Source organism: Nitrospirillum amazonense, from assembly GCF_007828035.1.
Taxonomy (GTDB): Bacteria; Pseudomonadota; Alphaproteobacteria; order Azospirillales; family Azospirillaceae; genus Nitrospirillum; species Nitrospirillum amazonense.
Genome location: NZ_VITV01000001.1, coordinates 240,426 through 265,531, shown reverse-complemented (window position 1 = coordinate 265,531; position 25,106 = coordinate 240,426). Strand labels below are relative to the sequence as shown.

Here is a 25,106-nt window from a genome sequence, read left to right as displayed (position 1 = left end):
ACGGGACGCCCGCTCCTGTCGCGCATGATAGGGAGCGGGCGCCTTTTTTCCGCCCAGAATCACGCGCATTGCCTCATCACTTCCCACCTCGACGGCCGGGCCTTCATGATCTTTTCCGCCTTTGAACGCATGGTCGCGATGCGCTACCTCCGGGCGCGCCGGCAGGAGGGGTTCATCTCCGTCATCGCCGGTTTCTCCCTGCTGGGCATCGGCCTGGGCGTCGCCACCCTCATCATCGTCATGTCGGTGATGAACGGCTTCCGCACCGAGTTGCTGGGCCGTGTGCTGGGCCTGTACAGCCATCTGGAGGTGCAGTCCCTGCTGGGCCCGATGCCGGAGAACGACGCGGTCACCCAGCGCCTGCTGACCGTGCCCGGCGTCACCGCCGTCATGCCGACGGTGGAGGGCCAGGCCCTGATCACCCAGGACGGGACGGCCAGCGCGGCTTATGTCCACGGCATCACGCCGGAGGATTTCCGTCGCCGGCCCATCGTCTCCACCCATCTGGTCGAGGGGGCGGCCGAGGCCTTCGGCGCCGCCACCGGCGCCACGGGGGACGAGGCCAACCTGGGCGACGGCATCGCCATCGGCAGCCGCATGGCCAAGCGTTTGAACCTGCATGTGGGTGACCAGCTGCGCCTGGTCAGTCCGCGCTTCAACCAGACGGCCTTCGGCTCCATCCCGCGCGCCCGCACCTATCCCGTGGCCGCCATCTTCGACGTCGGCATGTACGACGTGGACAACAGCCTGATCTTCATGCCCCTGGCGGCGGCGCAGACCTTCTTCGGCGTGGCCAACGGCTACACCTCCATCGAGGTGTTCGTGCAGGACCCCACCCACATCGACCCCTACCTGGCCGCCGCCACCCGCGCGGCGGGGCAGGAGTACCGCGTCTATGACTGGCGCCAGCGCAGCGCCGCCTTCGTCAGCGCCATCGACGTGGAGCGCAACGTCATGTTCCTGATCCTGTCGCTGATCATCCTGGTGGCGGCGTTCAACGTCATCAGCAGCATGATCATGCTGGTCAAGGACAAGGGGCGGGACATCGCCATCCTGCGCACCATGGGCGCCAGCCGGGGCATGGTGTTGCGCATCTTCTTCCTGACGGGCGCCAGCATCGGCGTAGTCGGCACCGTCTTCGGCATGGTGCTGGGCGTGCTGTTCACCAAGAACATCGAGGCCATCCGCCAGTTCCTGCAGGCCATCATCGGTCGCGACCTGTTCAACGCCGAGATCTATTTCTTCACCCAGATCCCGGCCAAGCTGGACTGGATGGAGGTGACGCAGGTGGGCGTCATGGCCCTGTTCCTGTCTTTCGCCGCCACCGTCTACCCCTCCTGGCGGGCCGCCCGCCTCGATCCGGTGGAGGCCCTGCGCTATGAGTGACGTGTCCGTCATGGAACAGCCCATCATCCCGGCCACGGGCGATGCCGTGCTGGAACTGTCCGGCGTCGTGCGCCGCTTCCAGCAGGCGGGTGCGGTGCTGGAGGTGCTGCGCGGTGCCGCCTGTTCGGTGCGCCGGGGGGAGATCGTGGCCCTGGTGGGGCCCAGCGGCGCCGGTAAGTCCACCCTGCTGCACATCGCGGGATTGCTGGAGCATGCCGACGGCGGTGTCATCCGCATCGACGGCCGCGACGCCGCCACGCTGGACGACGCCGGCCGCACCGCGCTGCGGCGGCAGACCATCGGCTTCGTCTACCAGTTCCACCACCTGCTGCCGGAATTCAGCGCGGAGGAGAACATCATCCTGCCGCAGATGATCGCCGGCGTGTCCAAGACGGTGGCGCGGGAACGGGCCAAGGAGCTGCTGGCCCAGGTGGGCCTGGCCGCGCGGGGCAGCCACCGTCCGGCCCGCCTGTCGGGCGGCGAGCAGCAGCGCGTGGCCATCGCCCGCGCGCTGGCCAACCGGCCCAGCCTGCTGATCGCGGATGAGCCCACGGGCAATCTGGACCACCATACCTCCGACGACGTGTTCGCCCTGCTGACCCGCCTGGTGCGGGGTAGCGGTACGGGTAAAGACGGCTTCGGCGCCCTGGTCGCCACCCACAACCTGGACCTGGCGGCGCGTATGGACCGGGTGGTGGAACTGCGGGACGGCGTGCTGGTGGAGTCTTGAGCCAGCTGACCCTGGACCTGCCGCCGGGCTTCGACCCCGACGCCGCCTGGCGCTATCACGGCCGCGATTGGTACCGCGACCGCGACGCCCCGGCGGAACGGGTGGCAGGCCCTGCGCTGACCAAGGCACTGGAGTTCGACGGCCGGGCCTACCTGCTGACCCTCACGGCACCCGCCGGCGGCGGGACCCTGGTGATGGGTATGGACAGCGACGATCCCCTGATCCTGGCGCGCGCCCAGCGGGTGGCCCTGCGCATGCTGGGCCTGACGCCGGCGCTGGCCGATGCCGCCGCTGGGCTGGAGGCGCGGGCGGACCACGACGCGACGACGGCGCGGCTGGTGGGGAACCGCCGGGGCTATCGTCCACCCCTGGCGGCCACCGTGTTCGAGGCGCTGGCCTGGGCCATCATCGGCCAGCAGATCAACCTCACCTTCGCCGCCGACCTGCGCCGCCACCTGATCCTGCTGGCCGGCCGCCCGCACCCCTCGGGCATGATCGCGCATCCGGATGCGGCGGCGGTGGCGGCCCTGGATCCGGAGCTGCTGATCGCCCGCCGCTTCTCCCGCTCCAAGGCACGCTACCTCATCGATGCCGCCCAGGCGGCGGTGGAGGGCCGGCTGGACTTGGCCGCGCTGGAACGGCTGGATACCGACCCAGCCGGTGAGGCGGCTGCCGAGGCGGCGCTGCTGGCCCTGCGCGGCATCGGGCCGTGGACCACCAACTACGTCCTGATGCGCGGCTGCGGCCTGCCCGACCGGGTGCCGGTGGGCGACGCCGGCCTGGCGGCGGCCCTGCAGCGCTTCCACGCCATGGATCGCCGCCCCACGGCGGAGGAGCAGGCGACGCTGATGCGGCCCCACGCCCCTTGGCGCAGCCTGGCCACCGCCCATCTGTGGGCCAGCCTGGCCTGAGGCCGTCGGCATGACCGTCGACTGCGGCGGGATGTCGCGGTCGGGTGGTCCTGTGGAGTCGCTGGTATTGGATGTTCCGTGCCGCACTTGTTGGTTGCGGGCAAGTTTGCAATATAGGGGCGAAATTCAATTTCTGGAATCGCCTGCGATGCTCCGCCGCCCCCTTGCCGTCCTGGCTCTTTCCCTTCTGCTGATGCCGGGGTCGGCCTTGGCCGGGGCTGAGGATTGCCACCTTCAGAAGGTTGCCGAATTGGGGGTGCGGCTGGATGGGGGGCGGCCGGAGGTGGATGGCACGCTGAACGGCCACACCATCCGCGTCGCCCTGTCCACGGGCAGTTCGAAGACCACGCTGACGGAAGCGGCGGCCCAACGCCTAGGGCTGGAAGTGACACGCCTGCCCATGGCCCATGGGGTGCTGACGCCTGGCCGTGGCGTTCGGGAGATCGGGGCCGCGTCGGTGGAAAGCTTGACGGTCGGTGGCTGGCAGGCGGATCATCTGAGCCTTATGGTGGTCGCCGCCGGCGCGGGGGATATCGACCTTGTCCTGGGACAAGACGTCTTTTCCCAGGCCGATGTGGAACTGGATTTCGCCCACAACGCGGTCCGCTTCTTTCAACCGCAGGGATGCGATGGCGTGCCCCTGGCCTATTGGGCCGACACCTACGCCGAAGCGGGCATGCAGTACGCCCAGGATCCACGCCGCCGTTTCAGCAATCGCATCTGGGTGCGGCTCAATGGGCACGAATTCCTGGCCCGCTTGTCCACCGGTACGCGCTACAGCACGCTGAGCGACACCATCGCCCACCAGCAGGGCGTTTATGAGGGGGGCCCCGGTGTCACCCAACTAGCCATGGTCGGCCCCCCGGACGGCGAGAAGTACCCCCTGTCGGTCGGCACCTTCAACAGCTTGGCCATCGGTGATGAAACGCTGAACAACGTCAAGCTGCGGTTCACCCGGTTCAATCCCGACTTTCGCTCCGACCTGGGGCGGCATACGTGGGGTCTGATCCTGGGCATGGACTTCATTAAGTCGCATCGCATCTTTATCGCTAATAGCCAGGACAAGATCTATTTTACCAACGTTTCCAGGCCCATTTTTGACACGCAGACGCCCGATGCCGAAGTGACGCCTGAGCGCTGAGCCAGCCGTCCCGTCCCTGCTTGCGAGGATCGTCCCCATGCGCCATCGTCTCGCTTCCCTCGTTGCCGCCCTCACGCTGGCCGCCGCCCCGGCCCTGGCGGGCACGGCCGATTGCCGCCTGAACCCGGTGGGGGAACTGCCCATCCATCTGGAGAACGGCCTGCCCATCGCCGAGGGCCTGCTGGACGGCAAGCCGGTGCGGGCGCTGGTCGATACCGGCACCACCCGCCACCTGGTGTCGGTACAGGCGGCCCGGCGGCTGGGCCTGGACTTTCAGGAGCGCACCGTGCGCGGTGTGAACCTGGGGCAGGGGGATTGGCGCAAGGCGGGCACCATGAAGGCCGACACGCTCAGCTTCGGCCCCTGGCAGGGCAGCGGCTATCGCCTGCAACTGGTGGACGCCGGCGATTTCGGCGCCAATGTCGACATGGTGCTGGGCCAGGATTTGTTCGTGCAGTCCGATGTCGAGCTGGACATGGCGCACAACGTCATCCGCTTCTTCCGCCCGGCGGACTGTGATGACACGCCCCTGGCCTATTGGGCCCAGACCTACTCCCAGGCCACGCTGCGCTCCCACGGGTTCGGCAGCTATTCCGTCAGCCGGGTGGTGGTGCAGCTGAACGGGCTGGAATTCTGGGCGCGGCTGGATACCGGCGTGCGCACCAGCACGGTGCTGACCCGCCTGGCCCACCGCGTGAACGTGCGTGAGGACAGCCCCGGTTCGGCGCCGGGGCCGGAGCGGCACGACATCGGCCGCACGCCGGTGTCCACCTGGATCGGCACCTTCGACACCCTGGCTGTGGGGGATGAGACCATCCGCAACGCCCGCCTGTCGGTGGGCGACTACTACAATCTGGGCGTGGAGCGCGACGGCAGCCTGGCCATGGTGCTGGGCATGGACTTCATCCGGTCGCACCGCATCTTCATCGCCAACAGCCAGGACAAGATCTACTTCACCAACGTGGCCAAGCCGGTGTTCGGTCCGCCGGGGGCGTAAGCGTGGATGCGGGGCCGGGTTGCCGGGCGGCCGCATTTGCCAATATCGGGGAGTTGCGATGCGTCTCGGGAAAATGCGTGGTGCGGTGTTCTTAACGGCCATCAACGCTATTTTGATGGTCGCACCCATCGGTGTCGCTTGGGCTGGGGCTTCGGATTGCAAAGTGAACAAAATCGCGGAGCTGCCCATCAAGGTGGAGCATAATCAGCCGCTGGCGGATGGGATGGTGAACGGCAAACCTATCCATGTCCTAGTCGACACGGGCGCCTACCGCACCACCATGACACGGGGCGCGGCCGAGCGTTTGGGCCTGGATGTCACTCTGCATGCCGCCGCGGGTGTCGCCGTGGGGGTGGGCGGCCAGGCGGCCATCGGGTCCGCCCCCGTCGCGGAACTGTCCGTGGGGAATTGGCACACCCGTGACCTGAAGCTGGAGGTTTTGGACACCGCCGATGTCGGGCCCGGAATCGAACTTATCCTGGGCCAGGACATCTTCGGTCAGAGTGATGTTGAACTGGATTTTGTCGGTGGAGCGATCCGCTTTTTCCAGCCGACGGGCTGTGAGGATGTTCCCCTGGCCTATTGGGCGGAGACCTATGCCGAGGCGCGGATGAAGCCGGTGGCGGGGCGCCGTACGTCCAACATGGTACGGGTGGCGTTGAACGACCATGAATTCTGGGCGATCCTGGATACCGGCGCCAGTAGCAGCAGCGTGCAGTTGCGGGCCGCCCACCGCGCCGGCGTGCATGAGGACGACCCCGGTGTTATCGCCGGAGCGGCCAGCCACGGCGTGGGTAAGCGCAGCATTCCCACGTGGATCGGCACCTTTGCGACCTTCGTCGTGGGGGATGAGACGGTTCACAATGTGCGGCTGCGGTTCGGCGACTATTCAGCCGGCGCGGATCCGGAGCGTGATGGCGCGCACGACATGCTGTTAGGCGCCGATTTCATCAAGACGCACCGCATTTTTGTCGCCAACAGCCAGGACAAAATCTTTTTCACCAACGTCGGGCATCCCATCTTCACGCCCCTGCCCAAGACCCCCGAAACGGCGGCCAAGGCGCCGGAGACCGGTAAGCCGGCCGAGGATTGAAACTCGGGGGACGACACCGCCTATTCATACCGCACCGGCCGCTACGCCTAGCGGGTCAACGTCGACCCGATAGGCGTAGCCGTCGAGCCACCACCGCAAGGGGCGCCATCCGCGCGCGGACAGTGTGCGGAAATAGACGCCCGCCCGCCGCGACACGCGCGCCTTGGCGGGGCCGGGTTTCGCGTGGCAGGGTGGGGTGGTGAGGAAATGGTTGGTGGTGTGAAATGGGCGTGACGCCGGCGGGTGCGGGCCGGGACCGGTGGTCCCAAGTGATGACGGTGGTGCGGGTCGCCAGCGGCAACTTCCTGGAAATGTACGACTTCATGGTGTTCGGCTATTTCGCCGGCGCCATCAGCCGCGCCTATTTCCCCAAGGGCAGCGACACCGCCGGCCTGCTGCTGACCTTCGCCACCTTCGGCGCCGGTTTCCTGATGCGGCCCATCGGCGCCCTGGCGCTGGGCGCCTATATCGACCGCAAGGGGCGGCGCGACGGCCTGCTGCTGACCCTGGGCCTGATGTCGGTGGGTACCATCACCATCGCGCTCATGCCGGGCTACGCCACCATCGGCCTGTTGTCACCCCTGCTGGTGCTGCTGGGCCGCCTGGTGCAAGGCCTTTCGGCGGGGGTGGAGCTGGGCGGCGTCTCCGTCTACCTGTCGGAGATCGCGACGCCGGGCCGCAAGGGCTTCTACGTCAGCTGGCAGTCGGCCAGCCAGCAGGTGGCCGTCATGGTGGCGGCGCTGATCGGCGTGACGCTGACCTTCACCCTGACGCCCGACACCATGCAGGCCTGGGGCTGGCGCATTCCCCTGGTGGTGGGGTGCCTGATCGTGCCCTTCCTGTTCCAAATCCGCCGGTCCCTGACCGAGACGGAGGTCTTCCTGGCGCGCAAGCACCGGCCCACGGTGGGTGAAATCCTGGCCTCGCTGGCGGCCAACTGGGGGGTGGTGCTGACCGGCGTGGGCCTGGTGCTGATGACCACCGTGTCCTTCTATTTCATCACCGCCTACACCCCCACCTTCGGCCGCGATGCCCTGCACCTCAGTGACATGGACGCCCTGCTGGTCACCCTGGCCGTGGGCGCCAGCAACTTGGCTTGGCTGCCCCTGTCGGGCGCGCTGTCCGACCGTATCGGCCGCCGGCCCATCCTGGTGGCCTGCACCGTGCTGGCGCTGGCCACCGCCTATCCGGCGCTGAGCTGGCTGGCCGACGCGCCCAGTTTCGGCCGCCTGCTGGGCGTGGAGCTGTGGCTGTCCTTCCTCTACGCCTGCTACAACGGCGCCATGGTCGTCTACCTGACCGAGATCGTGCCCGCCGCCGTGCGCACGGCGGGCTTTTCGCTCGCCTACAGCCTGGCCACGGCCGCCGGCGGCTTCACCCCCTTCGTCAGCACTTACCTGGTGAAGCACGGCGGCAACGCCGCCATGCCGGGCCTATGGCTGTCGGCGGCGGCGTTCTGCGGCCTGGTCGCCGTGCCGGTCAGCGCCCGGTTCGCCAAGCGGCATGCGGAAGGGTGAGGGGGCGGCGTTACCTTCCCCGCGCCAGCCACACGGTGTGGCGGCCGCAATCCGGGTCCTCGGCGCGAAACTCCACGACGTCGAAGCCGTGTGTGTCCAGCAGGACGCGGTATTCGGCCGGGTCCAGGCTGGCGTGGTACAGCGGCTCCCCGGCGTAGTGCCCCATGGCCACGCCGTGGCGGGGGCCGCTGGTGAACATCAGGGCCGCGCCGGGCAGGGCGTGGCGTTGGAACACGGCGAACAGGGCGCGCTGATCATCGAAATCCAGATGGAAGAAGCTGTTCCAGGCCAGGATGCCGGCGTAACGCTTGCCCAGATCCAGCCCGCGCATGTCGGCCAGCCGCCAGTCCTGGTCCGGCATGCGGCTGATGGCGAGGTCCAGCAGCGCGGGGGCGCTGTCCACGCCGGTGACGGCGCGGCCCCGTGCCACCAGGTAGCTGGCCATGGGGTCGCCGCCGCCGCACCCCAGGTCCAATATCGGTCCCGGCGGCGCCAGGGCCAGGAAGCGGTCCAGCCAGGGGCCTTCCATGTTCGGGCGGCGGCGCTGGGCGGCCTGGCGGTCGGCCTCCCACGCCAGGCCGTGGCGCCGGTACAGGTCGATGATGCGGTCGGCGTCGCTCATGATTTCGGTCCGGGAACGGGGTAGCGTTTATTGGGTACACCGGCCGGGCAGGAGGCGGTTCGGTGCGGCGACGCTGGATACCCTGAAGGTAGAGCTGCAATAATTTAACAGAATATCGACTCTGGGTTGTGGTCTGCTGATCAGGATCAGGCGCCCCGGAGAGGGCGCCGTTTTGGCGGTGGAGGCCCCCATGTCGATTTCGCCCTACACCCTGTATCTCGACCAGTCCGCCCACCTGGACTGGGACTGGCTTTACACCTTCGAGCAGAACTTCTGGTACTACAAGTATGGCCAGGGGGTGAAGGCCATCCTGGACCAGGCCATCACGAATGTGTCCGCCCCCACCGTCGATGGCATCACCTATTATTACACCATCTGCGAGATGGGGTATTTCAAGCGCTACATCGACGTTTCGCCCGACCAGGTCAGCGCGCTGCAGCAGGTGCTGGAGAACGGCGACACCTTCCAGGTACTGGGCGGCGGCATCACCTCGCCGGATTGCCTGGTCTGCGCGGGCGAAGCCTTTCTGCGCAACTACCTCGTGGGCCATGTGTGGTTGTCACAGGCGCTGCCCTTCATCACGCCGAAGCCGCACTGCTGGATTCCGGACGATTTCGGCCAGGATCCGGAGCTGCCCGTGCTGACCCAGGCGCTGGGCTTCACCGGTATCGGCTTCTCCCGCCTGCCGGGAAGCAACAGCAGCTGCCTAGTGCCCGATCCGACCCAGTCGCCCGCTGGCCAGGACTGGTCGGCCACCCATTTCGACTTCACCTGGCAGGCTTCTGACGGGTCGGTCGCCATCACGCATTGGATGCCCGACAGTTACGCCTTCGGCAACCAATTGGGCAGTCCCGCTGAGGCCACCCAAATCTCGCTGTTCACCAACGCCTACCTGCCGACCCAGGACAGCGACCCGGTCCAGTACGGCGCCGCGGCCACCCCTTATCTCTACATCCCCATCGACAATGATTTCAGCATGCCGCTGACGGGGCTGCAGGCGGCCGTCACCCAGTGGAACGACAACAAGGTGTTCGGCGGTGGCGCCCAGGCGACCAACACGCAGGTGACGCTGGGGACCTTCGACACCTTCATCACCCAGTTGCAGCAGAACCAGGCCGAATATCCCCTGCCCCTGCTGGCGCCCTACAACGGCACACCGTACTGGACCGGCTATTACGCCAGCCGCATGGCGTTGAAGACGCTGCACAACCGGGCGCTGCGCGCGCTGGTGGCCGCCGAGGTGTTCGGGCTGCTGACCCGGCCCAACGACACCACCTACAACAATGCCCTGCCCACCGGTTTCTGGGATGATCTGGCGGCGGCCTGGATGGCCTTCCTGCCCAGCACGCATCATGATTACGTCTGCGGCACCGCCAACGATGCCGTTTACGCCACCGAGCAGTTGCCCCTGCTGTGTGGCGTGGCGGGCACGGCGGCTGGTCTGCGGGCCACGGCCCTGAACGCCCTGGCCTCCATGATGGCGCCCAGCGAGGATAAATATCCCGTGCTGGTGGCCAATTCCCTGGGTTTCGCCCGCACGGGCCTGGTCGCCATATCCGATGTGGCCGTGCCTGGCCTGGACCAGGTCACCTTTGATGGCAAGCAGAGCGCGGCCCAGATTTCCTCGGAGGGGGAGATGCTGTTCATCGCCACGGTCGACAGCCTGGGCTATGACGCCAGCGGCAGCCTGTCCGCCGGCGTCTCCAGCGGGGCTGGGACGAAGGGCTCGCCCCCCGTCAGCATCACCCCGGCCACCGGCGGCGGCGGTTACGTGCTGCAGAACGATTATCTGATCGCCACCATCTCGCCCGCCGCCAACTGGGGTGTCGAATCGCTGGTCGACCAATCGACCAGCACCGACATCCTCTCGGGCACCGGCAACGACATGACCTTCTATGTCGACCAGGGCGGGCTCTACCAGTTCGGCAACGAATATGTCGACGGGTCCTACTCCTTCCACCCCGATACGGGCGTCACCGCCACCACCACCGGCGCTTGCTTGGGTGCCGTGGTGCTGGAGACGGGGCCCGTGCGGGTCCGGCTGCGCACCGTCGTGGCGTACGCGGTGAATGGGACAACGGTCCGCTACACCCGCGACTATGAGCTGGTGGCGGGGGAGCCGTTCCTGCGCATGGTGACCACGGGCCAGGCGCCGTCCGGCTATTCCGTCATGGCCCGCTTCCCGCTGTCGTCGGCGGTGACCGGCTTGGTGCACGGCACGCCCTATCACTGGACCACGCAACAGCCCCTGCGCACCGGTGCCGGCCAGCCCTTCTGGGGGCCGCCCACCTTCCAGGCCACCCATAACTTCGTGCTGCCCCAGGACCAGGACGGCGCCACCCTGGCGGCCCTCTATCACGGTGGCATTCCGGCCTGGGCCTATGACGCGGATGGCGCGCTGATCGGCTGCCTGATGCGCAACACGCCCACCAGCGGCGGCCACGGCGCCAGCGGGACGGATACCGGACCCCATACCCTGGCGTACGCCCTGCGTGTACCCGGGGGGCTGGGTACGCCGGACAGCGGCGCGCCCTTGCAGGAGGCGCTGTCCTACAACACCCCGCTGCAAGGCGTCTTGCTGCCCAGCCAGACAGGTGTCACCAACGGCCTGCCCCAGCAGGACAGCATCGCCGCCGTCACCACCGGCGCCGCCATCCTGACCGCCGCCAAACCCGGCAGCTTCGCCACCAATTCGGACAGCGTCGTGCTGCGGCTCTACTCCCCGGCCAACCAGGCCCAGGACGTGGCCGTCACGCTGGGTGCCGGCCTGGCGCCGTCGCAGGCGGTGGCGGTCACGGCGGCGGAGGGGCCATGGCCAGGGCCGGACCAGGGGGTGACCCTCAGCGGGGGGACCGTCACCCTGACGATGACCAACGCCCTGGCCACCCTGCAGCTCACCTGAGGCCGCCGGTTTTCCGGGAGGGGCAGCTCATCCCACCGGCAGCAGCAGCTGGGCCTTCAGTCCCGGGCCGTTATCCTCCAGCACCAGGGTGCCGCCGTGGCGCTGGGCCACCGCGTCCACCAGGCTGAGGCCCAGGCCGCTGCCGGGGCGGGCCTGGTCGCGGTCCAGGCGGAAGAAGCGCTCGCGCACCCGCTCGCGGTCCTCCGCCGGGATGCCGGGGCCGTTGTCGGCCACGGTCACCTTCACGCGGGATGGACCGTCGGCGGCGACGGTCAGGCTGACGTGGCCGCCCTCGGGCGTATATTTCAGGGCGTTGTCCAGCAGGTTGGCCAGGGCCTGGCCCAGCAGCTGGCGGTTGCCCTGGACCGTGGCGGCCGGGCCGGTCGCTTCCACCGCCATGGTGAAGGTGATGCCCTGGTCCTCCGCCACCGCGTCGTACAGTTCACCGGTGCTGAGCGCCAGGGCGTCCAGCGGCACGGGGGCGATGGGCAGGCTGCCGCCAGATTCCACCTCCGCGATGGCCAGCAGGGCGCGGAAGGTGGCCAGCAGGTGGTCCACCTCCTCGATCGCGGCCTCCAGCACCTCGCGCGGGTTCTCCACCGTGTCGTGCATCAGGGCCAGTTCCAGGCGCGTGCGCAGGCGGGTGAGGGGGGTGCGCAGGTCGTGGGCGATGCCTTGGCTGACATGGCGGATGCCGGCCACCAGCGCCTCGATGCGGTCCAGCATGGCGTTCAGCGTGTGGGCCAGCTGGTCGAACTCGTCACCGCTGCCCGTCAGGGGCACGCGGCTGACCAGCATGCCCTCGCGGATGGCTTCCGCCGTGCGGGTCACGCCGTCCAGGCGTCGCAGCCAGACACGGCTCATGGCCAGGCCGCCCACCAGGCCCAGCACCAGGGCCAGGCCCATGCTCCAGCCAATGACGCGCTCCAGCCGCTCGCGCAGTACCCGCACCTCGCCCAGGTCGCGGCCCACCAGCACGCGATAGCCGCCGGGCAGGACCGCGATCAGGGCGCGCACGTCGCCGGGCCGCACCTGGCCGGTGCTGGGATCCTTCACCGGCAGGTTGGCCCAGCCGGCCTCATCCACGCCCTTGGGCCAGAACTGGTTGCCGGCCAGGGTGGCGCCAGAGCCCGCCGACAGGATGTAGATGGAGGAGGCGTTGCCCATGCCACGCTCGTTCACCGCCTCCGCCAGGCTGGCCATGCCGCCGGTGCGGTAGCGGTCGGCCAGGGCCTGCATGTCCTCGCGGATGCCGGTGTCGGCCTGGCCCGCCAGGAATCCCGCCGTGGACCAGTAGATCAGCCACAGCACCAGCAGGACGGAGCCGATGAACAGCCCGAGATAAATCAGGGCGAAGCGGAAGGTGGTGGTGCGCAGCAGCCGGCCCAGATGGCGGTGCCGGTCGGACGGCAGGTCGGCGCCCGCCGCCTCCGCGGCCGGGCGCTTCAGGGACGTAAGCAATACCCGGCCCCCCGCACGGTCTGGATCAGGGGCTGGTCGAAGCCCTTGTCCACCTTCTGGCGCAGGCGCGCGATGTGCACGTCGATGACGTTGGTTTGCGGGTCGAAGTGATAGTCCCACACCTGCTCCAGCAGCATGGTGCGGGTCACCACGCTGCCGGCGTTGCGCATCAGGCATTCCAGCAGCTGGAATTCACGCGGCAGCAGGTCGATGACCTTGCCGCCCCGCTTCACCGTGCGGGCCAGCAAATCCATCTCCAGATCGCTCACCACCAGCTTGGTGGCCTGGGCCTGCGGCGCCGCCCGTCGGCGTCCCAGGCTTTCCAGCCGGGCCAGCAGTTCGGAAAAGGCGTAGGGCTTGGTCAGGTAGTCGTCACCCCCGGCGCGCAGGCCGGTCACCCTGTCCTCCACGCTGCCCAGGGCGCTCAGCACCAGCACGGGCGTGTCGTTGCCAGCGGCGCGCAGCAGGCTGACCAGCGACAGGCCGTCGCGGCCGGGCAGCATGCGGTCCACCACCAGGGCGTCGTAATGCTCCGCCCCCGCCAGGTACAGCCCCTGGGTGCCGTCGGGCGCATGGTCCACGGCGTGCCCCGCCTCCTTCAGGCCTTTCAGCATGTAGGCGGCGGCCTGGGCGTCGTCCTCGATGACTAGGATCTTCATGGGGGCAACCTGGGTTGGGGGACACCAGACAAAGGGCCGGGCGGTGGAGTTCCGCCCGGCCCCGTCAAGTCTTCAATCGCTGGGATTCACTATCCCGGAGAGGCATCAGCCCTTGGGCGTCACGGGCAGGGGCAGGAACATCTGCTGGTCACCGCGGCGGACCAGCAGCAGGACGGACTTGCGGCCGTCCTTCTTGGCCTTTTCCACCTGGCTGTTCACGTCCGCCGGCGCCTTCACGCTCTCATTGTTCACGCTGGCGATGATGTCGCCGGGGCGCAGGCCCAACTCATCCTTGCCGGGGTCGACGATGACGACGCCCTGGGCGTCGTTGTCCAAGCCCATGCGCTCCCGCGTGCGGTCGTCCAGCTTGCCCAGCTTCAGGCCGGCCACGGAGGCGTTGTCACCCTTGCCGTCCGGCGAGGTGGAGCCGCCGGGGCCGTTGTCCTTGTCGCCGCTGTTGGGCGCCTCGCCCAGCTTCACGGAGACGGTGATGGCCTTGCCGCCGCGCAGCACGCCCAGGTCCACGGTCTTGCCCGGGTCGATGCCGGCCACGTTGCGGGCCAGGTCGCGCTGGTTGTCGATGGACTTGCCGTTGATGCTCTGCACCACGTCGCCCTGCTTCAGGCCGCCCTTCTCCGCCGGGCTCTTGGGCGAGACGGCGTTGATGATGGCGCCCTTCGGCTCCTTCAGGCCCAGGCTGTCGGCGATCTCCGGCGTTACGGCCTGCAGGGTCACGCCCAGGTAGCCGCGCTGCACATGGCCGGTGGTCTTCAGCTTCTCGATCACCGGCTTGGCCACGTTGGACGGAATGGCGAAGCCGATGCCGACCGAGCCGCCGGTGGGCGAGAAGATGGCGGTGTTGATGCCGATGACCTCGCCATTGGCGTTGAAGGTCGGGCCGCCGGAATTGCCCTTGTTGATCGAGGCGTCGATCTGCAGGAAGTCGTTCAGGTTGGCGGCGTCGATGTCACGGCCGCGGGCCGAGACGATGCCGGCGGTGACGGTGCCGCCCAGGCCGAAGGGGTTGCCCACGGCGATCACCCAGTCACCCGGGCGCATCTTGTCGCTGTCGCCGAAGGCCAGGGCCTGCAGCGGCTTCTTGGGCTCGACCTTCAGCAGCGCCAGGTCCGACCGCTCGTCCTGGCCCACGATCTTGGCCGGCACGTCGTCGGTCTGGTCCTGGAAGTGCACCTTCACCTCGTCGGCGCCCTCGATGACGTGGCGGTTGGTGACGATGTAGCCGGAGGGGTCAATGACGAAGCCCGAGCCCAGGGCCGATTCGATGCGGGGGCGGCCACCGCCGCCGCGGCCGCCGGGCAGCGCCTCGTCCGGCAGGCCGAAGTGGCGCATCATCTCCTGCAGTTCCTGCGGCACCTGCGGCGTCGTCACCTTGTGCGCGGCGGTGATGGTCACCACCGCCGGCGTCACCTTCTCCACCAGGTCGGCGAAGCTGGGCAGCGACGCCGGGCTGGCGGCGTGGGCGGTGGTGGCGGCCGGCGGCGCCACCAGGGCGGTGCCGGTCATCAGACCGATGGCCAGCGCGGTGACGGCCAGACGGGGAAAGCGCTTCTTGGCGGTGCGAACGGTGGGCAGGGAGGTCATGGTCTCAAGCTCGCTTTCACGAATGGTATTTCTTGGTCTTTAGAGCATCCGGAACCTGCCCGGCGCGGGCCGGGTTCCGCAGGATGAGGTCAGGGAATTGCGGCCGGATTGCGGACCGGCCGCCGGTGCTGAGATATCAGGGGCTCAGGTATCGATGGAGCCATCGTCGAAACCGCCGTCGTCGGCGCTGTCGTAGCTGGCGTCCTGGTATCCGCTGTTGTCGTCGCGATAGGCGTGGTCGCGGTAGTTGGCGTCCTGGTGGCCGCTGTCATACCGGTCGCCATTCTCGTTCACGCCATTCTCGTTCACGATGGTCTCGTTGACGGTGGTGTTGTTGATCACCGTCTCCTCCACCCGGTCGCCGCCATAACCGGCGCCCCAGGGGGAACCACCGCCGAAGCCGCCGCCATGGCCGCCCCGGAACAGGGATTCCACCGCGTCGGCCGCCAGCACGCCGCCGGCGACGCCGGCCATGGTCTCGAACATGCCGCGCATGAAGCTGCGGGGCTGGGCATAGGCCGGAGGCGCGCCGTAGGTGGGCTGGCCGTATGCCGGCTGCGGCGCGGCGTAGGCCTGGCCGTAGGGCGGCTGGGGCTGCTGCTGCGCCGGGTAGGAAGACTGGCCCCAGGGGCCGGAAGGCTGCCCCGGAGCTTGGTTGAACGACTGGCCGCTGGATTGGCCGGTGAAGGGCGGGGGCCCGCCCTGCGGCCGGCTGGCGGCGTTCTGCTGCAGGTCGGCCAGCCGGCGCTGCGCATCCACCAGCGCCTCCTGCTGGGCCAGCAGGGCCTGGGCCATGATGTAGGGCAGGGCGGGCTGGCGCGACAGCGCCTCACCCACCAGTCGGTCCGATTCAGGGTCGCGGGGCATGCCGTCCAGTCGGGACACACGCGCCAGCAGGGCTGTCAAATCTTCGCGGTCCTTCGGGGTCATGATGGTTCCTCGACTGCTTTCCTTTGTTACCGTCTTAACACGGCGGCCCAACTAACATGGGGCGATCATCGCCCGCCGCAACGAGGATGATCATGGTCGGGACAGACTTTCCAGCCCGTGGCAGCAGGATTAAGTTTTTTTCATGCGGCGACGGGCCTAAAGCGATAGGAACACCCCGTCCTTTTTGACTTGTCGAGGGTGCCTTCCTGGGGCACGCCGTCTGCCCATGGCCATCATGCTCCCCCTGGCGCCGCCCGCCTATACGCCTGACGAGATGCGCGCCCGCGTCCTGTACCAGGACGCCGACGTTCTGATCGTGGACAAGCCTTACGGCCTGCCGGTGCATTACGGCACCAAGTCCACCGACCATCTGGAACGCTACCTGCCCTGGCTGGTGGCCGAGGGCGCGCCGGCGCCGCGCCTGGCCCACCGCCTGGACAAGGACACCACCGGCTGCCTGGTGCTGGGCCTGAACGAGGTGGCGTCCACCCGCCTGGGAAAGCTGTTCCTGGCGGGCCGCGTGGGCAAGCGCTACTGGGCGGTGGTCAAGGGCCGGCCGGAGACGGCGGAGGGCCGCATCGATCTGCCGCTGATCAAGCGTCCGGTGCCGGGATGTTCCCGCATGATGGTGGATCATGAGGAGGGCAAGCACGCCCTGACCGAATGGCGGCTCATGGCCACCGGCATCGATTCGGACGGGCAGGTCCTGTCATGGCTGGAGCTGACGCCGCGCACCGGGCGCATGCACCAGCTGCGGGTGCATTGCGAGGCCATGGGCTGGCCCATGCTGGGTGACCCCATCTACGGCCGAGACTGGCGGGTGGAGGGGGGCCGCGACCCGGCGCCGGCCATTCCGCTGCACCTGCACGCCCGCTGGGTGGCCCTGCCGTGGTGGGCCCCGTCCGAGCCGCCGCTGGAAGCCACGGCCCCCCTGTCGCCGCATCTGGCCGCCACCTTCCAGCGCCTGGGTTTCATCGTCGAAACCAGCTGACTCAAGCGACGACGGGTTGGCGCGGGGCCGGCGTATAAGGACTGTCGCCAGCCGCGCCGGGCGCACAAAAGAGAAAAGGTCGGTGGCATGACACCACCGACCCAGTAGGCTTGGAAGGAATTCAAGACAGGACGGCAGCAGACCGCCTTGGCTTGAGGTAGATCCACTACGCGACCGGACAGGCCAGGACGCCGGCCCGATCTCCGCAGGTACGGGGAACGTCCGCCGGGCAGGGTGGTCTAGAACCCCAGCCCGGGTACTTGCCGGCGCCGTTCCCGCCCTCTCGGTTGGGGCAGAAGGGACGGGAAGTCGCTCGCGGTCTAGGACGAGCGGGCGCCGGTGCCACCAGCCAAGGAGACGGCGCCGCGGGCGGGGGGTTGGGGCTCCCGCCCGCGGCTGTCGCCGTCTCCATCGGCTGGCGACAAGGGGACAGTGCCACGCCAAGCTGACCGCATCCTGACAAGGATGCCGGGCATAACGATTTCCGGGCGCCGTCACATTTTTGCCCTGCGGGCGTGCCATAAGCCCTTTGCCCGTGCCCCGCTGGCACCCTGCCGCTCCCGCCGATTCCGACTCCGCCGCCTTACGAGGGGCGCCCCGCTTGACTGTAGACGGGGCGTTAACCTTCCTGGGATAGGGTTGGTGACGCGGGGAACGCCTTGGGCGCCCGCGGCTTGGCTATTTGGGGTGCCGTTTGGCGCCGTTTGCGTCCGGAACCCTTCCGCATCGCCGCGGATGATGCGATAGAGTTTCGTGAGGCGGACGCCGCTGCATGATCACGTTGTCAGAACTCGAGTCAGATACCGCTCCCATGTTGACCTCCCTCTCGGCCGCGTCCGGTTCCAAAGCGCAGCAGGCGGCGGCACCTGCGGCCAAGCGCCTGTCCATCGTCATTCCCATGCATAATGAGGAAGGCAACCTGGCCGCCCTGTTCCAGCGCCTGGTGCCGGTGCTGGAGGGTATCGGCCTGCCGTTTGAGATCATTTGCGTGGATGACGGCTCGCGCGACGGCACCTTCGCCGCCCTCAGGGACCATCAGGCGCGTGAACCCCGGATCAAGCTGCTGCGCCTGTCGCGCAACTTCGGGAAGGAGGCGGCGATGTCCGCCGGCCTGTGCCACGCCATCGGCGACGCCGTCGTGCTGATGGACGGCGACCTGCAGCACCCCCCCGAAACCATCGCCATCTTCGTGGAGCAGTGGCGCCAGGGCATGCAGATGGTCTATGGCGTGCGCGCCAGCCGGCTGACCGACCCGTGGCTGCGCCGCTTCCTGACCAAGATCTATTACCGCCTGCTGGACAACCTGTCCGAGGTGACGCTGCCGCGCGGCGCCGGCGACTTCCGCCTGCTGGACCGCAGCGTGGTCGATGCGCTGAACGCCATGCCCGAGCGCAACCGCTTCATGAAGGGCCTGTTCAGCTGGGTGGGTTTCCGCCAGGTCGCCGTGCCGTTCGAGGTGGCGCAGCGCCATGCCGGCGCCACCTCCTTCAACTTCTGGCGCCTGTTGCGCTTCGGCCTGGACGGCGTCGCCTCCTTCAGCAACGTGCCCCTGCGTGTCTGGTCCTGGCTGGGCATCGCCCTGTCGGTGCCTTCCTTCTTCTATGGCTTGGTCATCATCACCAAGACCATCATGTTCGGCCGTGACACGCCCGGCTACGCCTCGCTCATGGTGGCGGTCCTGTTCCTGGGAGGCGTGCAGCTCATCGGCCTAGGCGTCCTGGGCGACTATCTTGGCCGCGTCTTCACCGAAGTGAAGGGCCGCCCGATGTACCTGGTGAACGAGAAGGTGGGCTTCGATGACGCGTCGGCCCCCGCCGCGGTGATCGCCGGCGGTGCCGGGGGGCATCCCTGACCCCCATGTCCCTCCTCCGTACCCCTGACGCGTCGGCCCCCGCCCGCCCGCACACCGCCCCTGCAGCGCCGTCTATCGGTGCTCGGAGCATCGGCGTGGGAACCATCGGCGCCGGACGCATGGTGCCGGCCGGCGCGCGCCTGGGCTCGCCCTTGTGGCGCCGGTTGTCGCCATGGGACATTGCCTTCTGGCTGGTCATGGCGGTGGCGGTCGCGGTGGTGTCCTGCACCTTCCCCGACTTCGGCATCACGTTTGACGAGCCGCTGCACGTGGAATACGGCCAGCGGGCGCTGGAATGGTATTCCTCTCTGGGCAAGGACCGCGCGGTCCTGGAATTCCAGAACCTGTACCTCTATGGCGCCCTGTTCGATACGGCCGAGGCGCTGTTCGAAAACCTGCTGCCGCTGGACGTCTACGCCACCCGCCGCCTGGTGGGCGGGCTGACCGGCCTGTTGGGCGTGCTGGCGGTACGCCGGATCGCCCGGGATATGGCGGGTGAGGAGACGGGATCGCGCGCCGGGCTGATCGCCGGCCTGTGCCTGCTGCTGATCCCGGATTGGTGGGGCCATTCCTTCGCCAACCCCAAGGACGTGCCCTTCGCCGTGGCTGCCGCCTGGACCCTGTCCTGGCTGGTGCGGGTGGGGCGTGGCCTGGACACCGACGCCAAGGGACCGTCCCTGGGCTCCGTCGCCATGCTGGGCCTGTGCTTCGGCATGGCGCTGGGCATCCGCGTGGGCGGCGTGCTGCTGGCCGGTCCCATCATGCTGACGCTGCTGGCCCACCTGGCCAAGGGCGTGCTCGCCGGTGACGACGCGCGGCAGACGGGCGCCACGGCCTGGCGCCTGGTGCGCCGGATGTGGATCGCCGTGCCCATCGCCTATATCGTCATGGTGGCTGCCTGGCCGTGGGCCCAGGTGAACCCGCTGCGCCATCCCATGGAGGCGCTGGCCGAGTTCTCCAAGTTCCCCATGGATTTCACCTTCACCTTCGCCGGCGTGCAGGTGCGCACCACCAACCTGCCTTGGTGGTACCTGCCCGTGGGCTTCGGCGTGAAGTTGCCGGAGGTGGAACTGCTGGGCCTGGCTGCGATCGCGGCCTTCGGCGCCGTGGCCGCCCTGCGCCGGCCCTTCCCGGCGGGCGTGCGCCTGGATGGAGTGGCGCTGACCACCGCGGTGCTGCTGCCCCCGGCCGCCGTGGTAGCGACGGACGCCGTGCTGTACGACGGCATCCGCCACATGCTGTTCCTGATGCCGCCCCTGGCCACGGCCGCCGGCCTGGGCCTGAACGGCCTGCTGACGCGCCTGCCCCTGCGCTGGCCGCGCAATTTCTGGCTGAACCCCTTCATGGCCGCGCTGCTGGTGGCCTGCGCCGCCGTGCAGGTCGGGTTCATGGCCCACCTGCACCCCTATGAGACGATCTGGTTCAACCGTTTCGTGGGCGGCGTGCGCGGCGCCGGGCCGAAGTTCGAGCTGGACTACTGGGGCAGTTCCCTGTCCGAGGCGGCCAAGCGCCTGACCGACACCATGGTGAAGCTGGAAGGTCCGCAGGCCTTGACCCAGCCCTACCGCATCCGCGTTTGCGGCCCGCCCACGTCGGTGTTCCACTACCTGCCGCCGGCCTGGAAGCCGACGCGCCGCAATACCGGCCCGGTCGATTTCTACCTTGCCTTCACCCGCTGGGCCTGCAAGGAAATCCCGGCGGGCCAGGACATCGTGCGCATTGAGCGCGATGGCGAGGTGCTGGCCTATGTGCGTGACTTGCGGGAGCCGCCGCAGTAAGCCAAGGCGGCCCCAAAGGCCGGCGACCGCCGGCCCTGAGGGGGCATTTGACCGATCAGGATCAAATGCCGGCGCGTGTGAAAGGGAGAGGATCGCCAGATGAAGCTGTTCGGCCTTGCGGGGTGGAGCGGTTCGGGCAAGACCACCTTGATGGTCCGGCTGATCCCGGAACTGACGGGGCGGGGCTACGGCGTCTCCACCCTGAAGCACGCCCACCATGATTTCGACGTGGACCAGCCAGGCAAGGACAGCCACCGCCACCGCACCGCCGGCGCCACCGAGGTGCTGGTGGCCTCGTCCCGGCGCTGGGCCCTGATGCATGAGCTGCGCGGCGCGGCCGAGCCGACGCTGGCCGACCTGGTGGCCAAGCTGTCGCCCGTGGACCTGGTGCTGGTGGAAGGTTTCAAGCACGACCCCATTCCCAAGCTGGAGATCTGGCGGGCGGAAAACGGCAAGGCGCCACTGTTCCCCGGCGACCCCAGCGTCGTGGCGCTGGCGGCGGACGATCCGCTGCCGGTGGAGGTGCCGGCCGGCCTGCGGCGTTTCCCCCTGGACGCGGTGGCGGACATCGCCACCTTCATCCTGGCCCATGTCGGCTTGTCCCATGACGGCCTGCCGCCCCGCGCTGACTGAAAGGCGGCCGAGTCCCATGCCAGGCGCCGCCGACTGCTACCCCGATACCTTGCTCAGCGTCGACCAGGCGCGGGAGCGCCTGCTGCGCGCGGTCACCCCCGTCGCAGGCATCGAGAGCGTGACGTTGGATGCGGCCGACGGCCGCGTCCTGGCCCAGAATGTGGTGGCGGCGCTGAGTTTGCCGCCCTTCGCCCAGGCCGCCATGGACGGCTACGCCCTGGACCACCGCGATGTCGCCGGGGCGGCGGGGCCGGTGCGCCTGCCCCTGTCGGGCCGGGTGGCGGCGGGGAACGCGCCCCATCCCCTGGTGCCCGGCACCGCCGTACGCATCTTCACCGGCGCGCCCCTGCCTGATGGCGCCGACACCGTGCTGATGCAGGAGGATGCGGAGCTGGACGGCGACGTGCTGCTGGCCCCGCCCAGCCTTGCCCCCGGTCGCCATTGCCGCGCGGTGGGGGAGGATATCGCGGTGGGCGCGGTGGCGCTGCCGGCGGGGCGCCGCCTGTTCCCGGCGGCGGTGGCGCTGGCCGCCGCCTTGGGCGAGCGAACCCTGGTGGTGCGGGCGCCCCTGACCGTGGCCTTGCTGTCCACCGGGAATGAGGTGCGGCCGGCCGGCGCGCCCTTGCCCCCCGGCGCCGTCCATGACGCCAACGGCCCCCTGCTGACCGCCCTGCTGCGCCGCCTGGGCTGCCGCGTGGTGCCGGCCGGCATCGTTGGTGACGATCCCGCCGCCCTGACGGCCACCCTGTCCAGCCTCAGGGCTGACCTGATCCTCAGCAGCGGCGGCGTCTCCGCCGGGGAGGAGGATCATGTGAAGACGGCGGTGGCGGCCCTGGGCGGCATCGACTTCTGGCGCCTGGCCCTCAAGCCGGGCAAGCCGCTGGCGTTCGGCCATATCAAAGGGGGGCATGTCGGGAACACGCCCTTCCTGGGCCTGCCCGGCAACCCGTTCGCCGCCTTCGCCGCCTTTCTGGCGTTGGGCCGGCCGTTGGTGCAGCGCCTGTCGGGCGAAACCATCGCCGACCCGCCCCGCGTCACCGTGCGCTGTGGCTTCACCCACGGCCGCGCCCCGGGCAAGCGTGAATACCTGCGCGTGGTCCTGCGGCAGGAAGGCGCCGACACCGTGGCCCATCTCGCCGGCGCCGGTGGCAGTGCCGCCCTGTCCTCCCTGGCCGTGGCCGACGCCGTGGCGGAGGTGGAGGAGGTTCGCGACAGCCTGCGGCCCGGCGATCCGCTGACCGTCATTCCCCTGCACGGGCTGTTCTAAGGCGGCGCCAAGTAAGCGCTATGGTATCGATGTCATTTCCCGTATCCTGGGGCAAAACAAAGCCCAGGGAGGGAACATGACCAGGACGACATCCATCCATGCCATCGCATGCGCCGGCCTTATGGCGACGGCGCTGATGTTCACCGGGGTGGCCCAGGCGGCCGACCAGAAGACCGATGCCCCGCCCTCAGCCGTGGGCGCGGATGGCAGCGTCACCCTGCCGCTGGCGCCGGGCAGCCTGGTCCTGCCCTTCTCCTCCTACGCTTCGCCGGAGGCGCGGGACTGGTTCAAGCATTATGCCGACGTGCACGCCCCGCCCATCACGGACGTGCCGGCCAGCCGCGCCTTCTACGACCGCATGAACACGGACCGCGCCAACCGGCTGCGGGCGCTCTATCCTGTCACCGTGACCGACCAGACCATGGGCGGCGTGCCCACCCAGGTGGTGACGCCGGCCAAGGGTCCCCAGGTGGCGGACCGGGTGCTGATCAACCTGCACGGCGGCGCCTTCCTCTGGGGGGCGGGGGCCGGCGGGCTGGTGGAGGCGGTGCCGGTGGCGGCCCTGTCCCGGATCAAGGTGGTGACGGTGGATTACCGCCAAGGGCCGGAGCACCGCTTCCCCGCCGCCAGCGAGGATGTGGCCGCTGTCTACAAGGAATTGCTGAAGACCTACAAGCCGCAGAACATCGGTATCTACGGCTGTTCCGCCGGCGGCATCCTGACGGCGGAGGCGGTGGCCTGGTTCCAGACCCACGGCCTGCCCCGGCCGGGCGCCATCGGCATCTTCTGCGCGGGTGTGCTGGATGGTGGCGGCGATTCCCAGGCCTGGTCGGCCCTCTACGGCGGCCAGCTGCCGGGCCCCGGCCTGCGCCTGATCGACCTGCCCTATTTCCAGGGCGCCAACGCTCAGGACCCGCTGGTGCTGCCGGGCGTGTCGCCGGAGGTGCTGGCCAAGTTCCCGCCCACCCTGCTGATCACCGGCACGCGCGACTTCATGATGAGCGACACGCTGCGCAGCCAGGATCTGCTGGAACAGGCCGGGGCGCGGACGGAACTGCACATCTGGGACGGCATGGTCCATTCCTTCTTCTCCGACCCGGAATCGCCGGAGGCGCGGGCCGCCTACGACGTCATGGCCCGCTTCTTCACGCGGGAACTGGGCCGTCCGTAAGACCCGAGGTCAGGCGACCAGGGCCAGCAGGGCCAGCAGCAGGAACAGCGTCTTGCGCAGCATCGCGGGGGGTGCCTTTCGTCCGGCGCGCACCCTACGGGTAAGTGGTATGGCCTTGCCCACCACCCTTGGTGATGGGGCTGAGCATGCCGGTGAATGGCGGCGACGGCAACCTACCGCGACGGCGCTACCCTGTTGGTTGCCTGTGACAATTCGGTGCCTGGCGTTTTGCCGTGCGGCGGGGCGGCCACGGTGAGGGAGGTGCTGGCCTGGATGCCGCCGCCCTCGCCGCGCAGGGTCAGGACATAGCGGCCTGGCGGCAGGTAGAGCGGCAGGACCTCGCCCGGCCGCAGGAACAGGCGATCATAGGGCGCGGTGTCGGCGGACTGGCCGGGCTTGCGTGCCTCCACCACCCCATCGCCGCCCTTGGGCAGCAAGGCCGCTGGGATCGCCACGGGCCGGCCCAGCCAATGGCGGGAGACGCCGGCGGCGGCGATCAGGTCATCGCCACCGGGAAGGGGCATATAGACCTGCATATCGACATGGCCTACGGCGGCGGGAATAACTTTCGGGGCACCGTCGGGGGCCGTATAGGTGACGGCGGAGTCTTTGGGGCCGGTGAGCTGGCAGCTGGTGGTATCCACGGTCAGTGGATCGATGCCGGTGCGCTCCTTGAAAACCTCCGCCATCCAATGAAGATGCGCCGGGCCGCTCAGTCCCTTGTTGACATGGCTCCAGCCGGCCAGGACCAGCAATTTCCCGTCCGTTGGCATGTGCGTCAGCGTGTCCGCCAGACGCGCCGCCTCTACCCGCTCCCGCGAGGCAATACGCTCTTCCCTGTCAGCACCCGGGCTGGCGAGGTCGGCTTCGTCATAGGGAACCAGGGTGAAGCCCAGGGCCATCGCCCGGCGGATGACGGCGGCGAAGGTCGGTTCGCCGAGGTAAGGGGCGAAGCCCTTGCCTCCAGCGATGGATTCGCGCACCTCCCCATCGGTCCAGTCATCGCCGCGCGGCGACAGGGCCTCCAGCGCCACATGGGTGAAGCCCATCTGGCGCAGGCGGGGCAGGACCGCCAGCCAGAAGGCGCGGGAGGTAGGGGCGAAATGGTTCTCGTTGATCATCACCACGCGGCGGTCCTGTGCCAGGCGTGACAACAGATCCAACGGGTCGGTGGATATCCCCTCCTGCGCGACCACGTCGCATCCGGGTTTTCCATGCAGGCGGCCTGCGGCCCAGGCCAGGTCTGGGCGCCCCAGGCGCGCATATTGCGTGGCGAGGGCTTGAGCCAAGTCTGGGCCCACCGCGCCGTAGGCGTGGATTTCCCCGACGAAGTCCCCCGCCGAAAGGCGTTCGGAGCGTTGGAAGGGCAGATGGGCGCCCGGCGGTACGGGGGTGGGTTGCGCGCCCTCCTGCGCTGCCGCCGGCACAGCCAGCATCAACATCGCGGCAAACAAACTCGCCCT

20 protein-coding genes are annotated in these 25,106 nt (G+C 68.9%); 14 read left to right on the top strand and 6 right to left on the bottom strand.

Annotated elements, in window-relative coordinates; all coding sequences use genetic code 11:
- Positions 1–105 precede the first annotated feature (105 nt).
- The 7 genes from FBZ87_RS01130 to tcuC all read left to right on the top strand — a co-directional run bounded on the left by FBZ87_RS01130 (position 106) and on the right by tcuC (position 7,775).
- Entirely contained in the window at positions 106–1,386 is a 1,281-nt protein-coding gene (locus FBZ87_RS01130; RefSeq protein WP_145608490.1) for a lipoprotein-releasing ABC transporter permease subunit, read from the top strand.
- Positions 1,379–2,116 (top strand): ABC transporter ATP-binding protein, encoded by a 738-nt coding sequence (locus tag FBZ87_RS01125; RefSeq protein ID WP_246134181.1) that lies wholly within the window; start codon positions 1,379–1,381, stop codon positions 2,114–2,116. The genes FBZ87_RS01130 and FBZ87_RS01125 overlap by 8 nt, the downstream gene beginning before the upstream one ends.
- Complete coding sequence (locus tag FBZ87_RS01120; RefSeq protein WP_145608489.1) at positions 2,113–3,027, top strand: DNA-3-methyladenine glycosylase family protein; 915 nt, start codon at positions 2,113–2,115, stop codon at positions 3,025–3,027. The genes FBZ87_RS01125 and FBZ87_RS01120 overlap by 4 nt, the downstream gene beginning before the upstream one ends.
- Before the next feature lie 148 nt (positions 3,028–3,175).
- Complete coding sequence (locus FBZ87_RS01115; protein ID WP_211106804.1) at positions 3,176–4,168, top strand: pepsin/retropepsin-like aspartic protease family protein; 993 nt, start codon at positions 3,176–3,178, stop codon at positions 4,166–4,168.
- Between the two features lie 37 nt (positions 4,169–4,205).
- Positions 4,206–5,165: a retropepsin-like aspartic protease gene (locus FBZ87_RS01110; RefSeq protein ID WP_145608486.1), complete on the top strand. Its 960-nt coding sequence runs from the start codon at positions 4,206–4,208 to the stop codon at positions 5,163–5,165.
- A 163-nt stretch (positions 5,166–5,328) separates the two neighbouring features.
- Complete coding sequence (locus tag FBZ87_RS01105) at positions 5,329–6,258, top strand: aspartyl protease family protein (protein ID WP_186454505.1); 930 nt, start codon at positions 5,329–5,331, stop codon at positions 6,256–6,258.
- Between the two features lie 224 nt (positions 6,259–6,482).
- Complete coding sequence (gene tcuC / locus FBZ87_RS01100) at positions 6,483–7,775, top strand: MFS transporter (protein WP_145608483.1); 1,293 nt, start codon at positions 6,483–6,485, stop codon at positions 7,773–7,775.
- Positions 7,776–7,785: 10 nt separating this feature from the next.
- Here the strand turns inward: tcuC and FBZ87_RS01095 are convergent, their stop codons facing one another.
- The gene (locus FBZ87_RS01095; protein ID WP_145608482.1) at positions 7,786–8,397 is read right to left on the bottom strand and encodes a class I SAM-dependent methyltransferase; all 612 of its coding nucleotides are present in this window, start codon (positions 8,395–8,397) and stop codon (positions 7,786–7,788) included.
- Between the two features lie 190 nt (positions 8,398–8,587).
- Between FBZ87_RS01095 and FBZ87_RS01090 the strand changes: the two genes are divergently transcribed.
- Positions 8,588–11,299, top strand: a complete 2,712-nt coding sequence (locus tag FBZ87_RS01090) for a glycoside hydrolase family 38 N-terminal domain-containing protein (protein ID WP_145608480.1) — start codon at positions 8,588–8,590, stop codon at positions 11,297–11,299.
- 27 nt (positions 11,300–11,326) lie between these two features.
- Here the strand turns inward: FBZ87_RS01090 and FBZ87_RS01085 are convergent, their stop codons facing one another.
- From FBZ87_RS01085 to FBZ87_RS01070, 4 genes are all read right to left on the bottom strand, one after another.
- Positions 11,327–12,760, bottom strand: coding sequence for a sensor histidine kinase (locus FBZ87_RS01085; RefSeq protein ID WP_246134180.1), 1,434 nt, complete (start codon positions 12,758–12,760; stop codon positions 11,327–11,329).
- Positions 12,745–13,419: a response regulator transcription factor gene (locus tag FBZ87_RS01080; RefSeq protein WP_145608478.1), complete on the bottom strand. Its 675-nt coding sequence runs from the start codon at positions 13,417–13,419 to the stop codon at positions 12,745–12,747. The genes FBZ87_RS01085 and FBZ87_RS01080 overlap by 16 nt, the downstream gene beginning before the upstream one ends.
- 105 nt (positions 13,420–13,524) lie before the next feature.
- Entirely contained in the window at positions 13,525–15,021 is a 1,497-nt protein-coding gene (locus FBZ87_RS01075) for a Do family serine endopeptidase (RefSeq protein WP_145608476.1), read from the bottom strand.
- Positions 15,022–15,165: 144 nt separating this feature from the next.
- Positions 15,166–15,951, bottom strand: a complete 786-nt coding sequence (locus tag FBZ87_RS01070; protein ID WP_145608474.1) for a DUF2076 domain-containing protein — start codon at positions 15,949–15,951, stop codon at positions 15,166–15,168.
- 226 nt (positions 15,952–16,177) lie between these two features.
- On the opposite strand from FBZ87_RS01070, the gene FBZ87_RS01065 reads away from it, so the two are divergent.
- The 6 genes from FBZ87_RS01065 to FBZ87_RS01040 all read left to right on the top strand — a co-directional run bounded on the left by FBZ87_RS01065 (position 16,178) and on the right by FBZ87_RS01040 (position 23,643).
- Positions 16,178–16,942 carry an RluA family pseudouridine synthase gene (locus FBZ87_RS01065; protein ID WP_246134179.1) on the top strand — a complete coding sequence of 255 codons (765 nt, stop codon included), beginning with the start codon at positions 16,178–16,180 and terminating at the stop codon, positions 16,940–16,942.
- An 811-nt stretch (positions 16,943–17,753) separates the two neighbouring features.
- Entirely contained in the window at positions 17,754–18,794 is a 1,041-nt protein-coding gene (locus FBZ87_RS01060; RefSeq protein WP_246134178.1) for a glycosyltransferase family 2 protein, read from the top strand.
- Between the two features lie 95 nt (positions 18,795–18,889).
- The gene (locus tag FBZ87_RS01055) at positions 18,890–20,572 is read left to right on the top strand and encodes a hypothetical protein (RefSeq protein ID WP_145608470.1); all 1,683 of its coding nucleotides are present in this window, start codon (positions 18,890–18,892) and stop codon (positions 20,570–20,572) included.
- Between the two features lie 99 nt (positions 20,573–20,671).
- Complete coding sequence (gene mobB, locus FBZ87_RS01050; protein WP_145608468.1) at positions 20,672–21,205, top strand: molybdopterin-guanine dinucleotide biosynthesis protein B; 534 nt, start codon at positions 20,672–20,674, stop codon at positions 21,203–21,205.
- A gap of 16 nt (positions 21,206–21,221) precedes the next feature.
- Positions 21,222–22,472, top strand: a complete 1,251-nt coding sequence (locus tag FBZ87_RS01045; protein ID WP_186454504.1) for a molybdopterin molybdotransferase MoeA — start codon at positions 21,222–21,224, stop codon at positions 22,470–22,472.
- 76 nt (positions 22,473–22,548) lie between these two features.
- Positions 22,549–23,643: an alpha/beta hydrolase gene (locus FBZ87_RS01040; RefSeq protein ID WP_145608465.1), complete on the top strand. Its 1,095-nt coding sequence runs from the start codon at positions 22,549–22,551 to the stop codon at positions 23,641–23,643.
- A gap of 173 nt (positions 23,644–23,816) precedes the next feature.
- Here FBZ87_RS01040 and FBZ87_RS01035 read toward each other — a convergent pair whose 3' ends face one another.
- Positions 23,817–25,085, bottom strand: coding sequence for a hypothetical protein (locus FBZ87_RS01035; protein WP_145608463.1), 1,269 nt, complete (start codon positions 25,083–25,085; stop codon positions 23,817–23,819).
- Between the last annotated feature and the right edge of the window lie 21 nt (positions 25,086–25,106).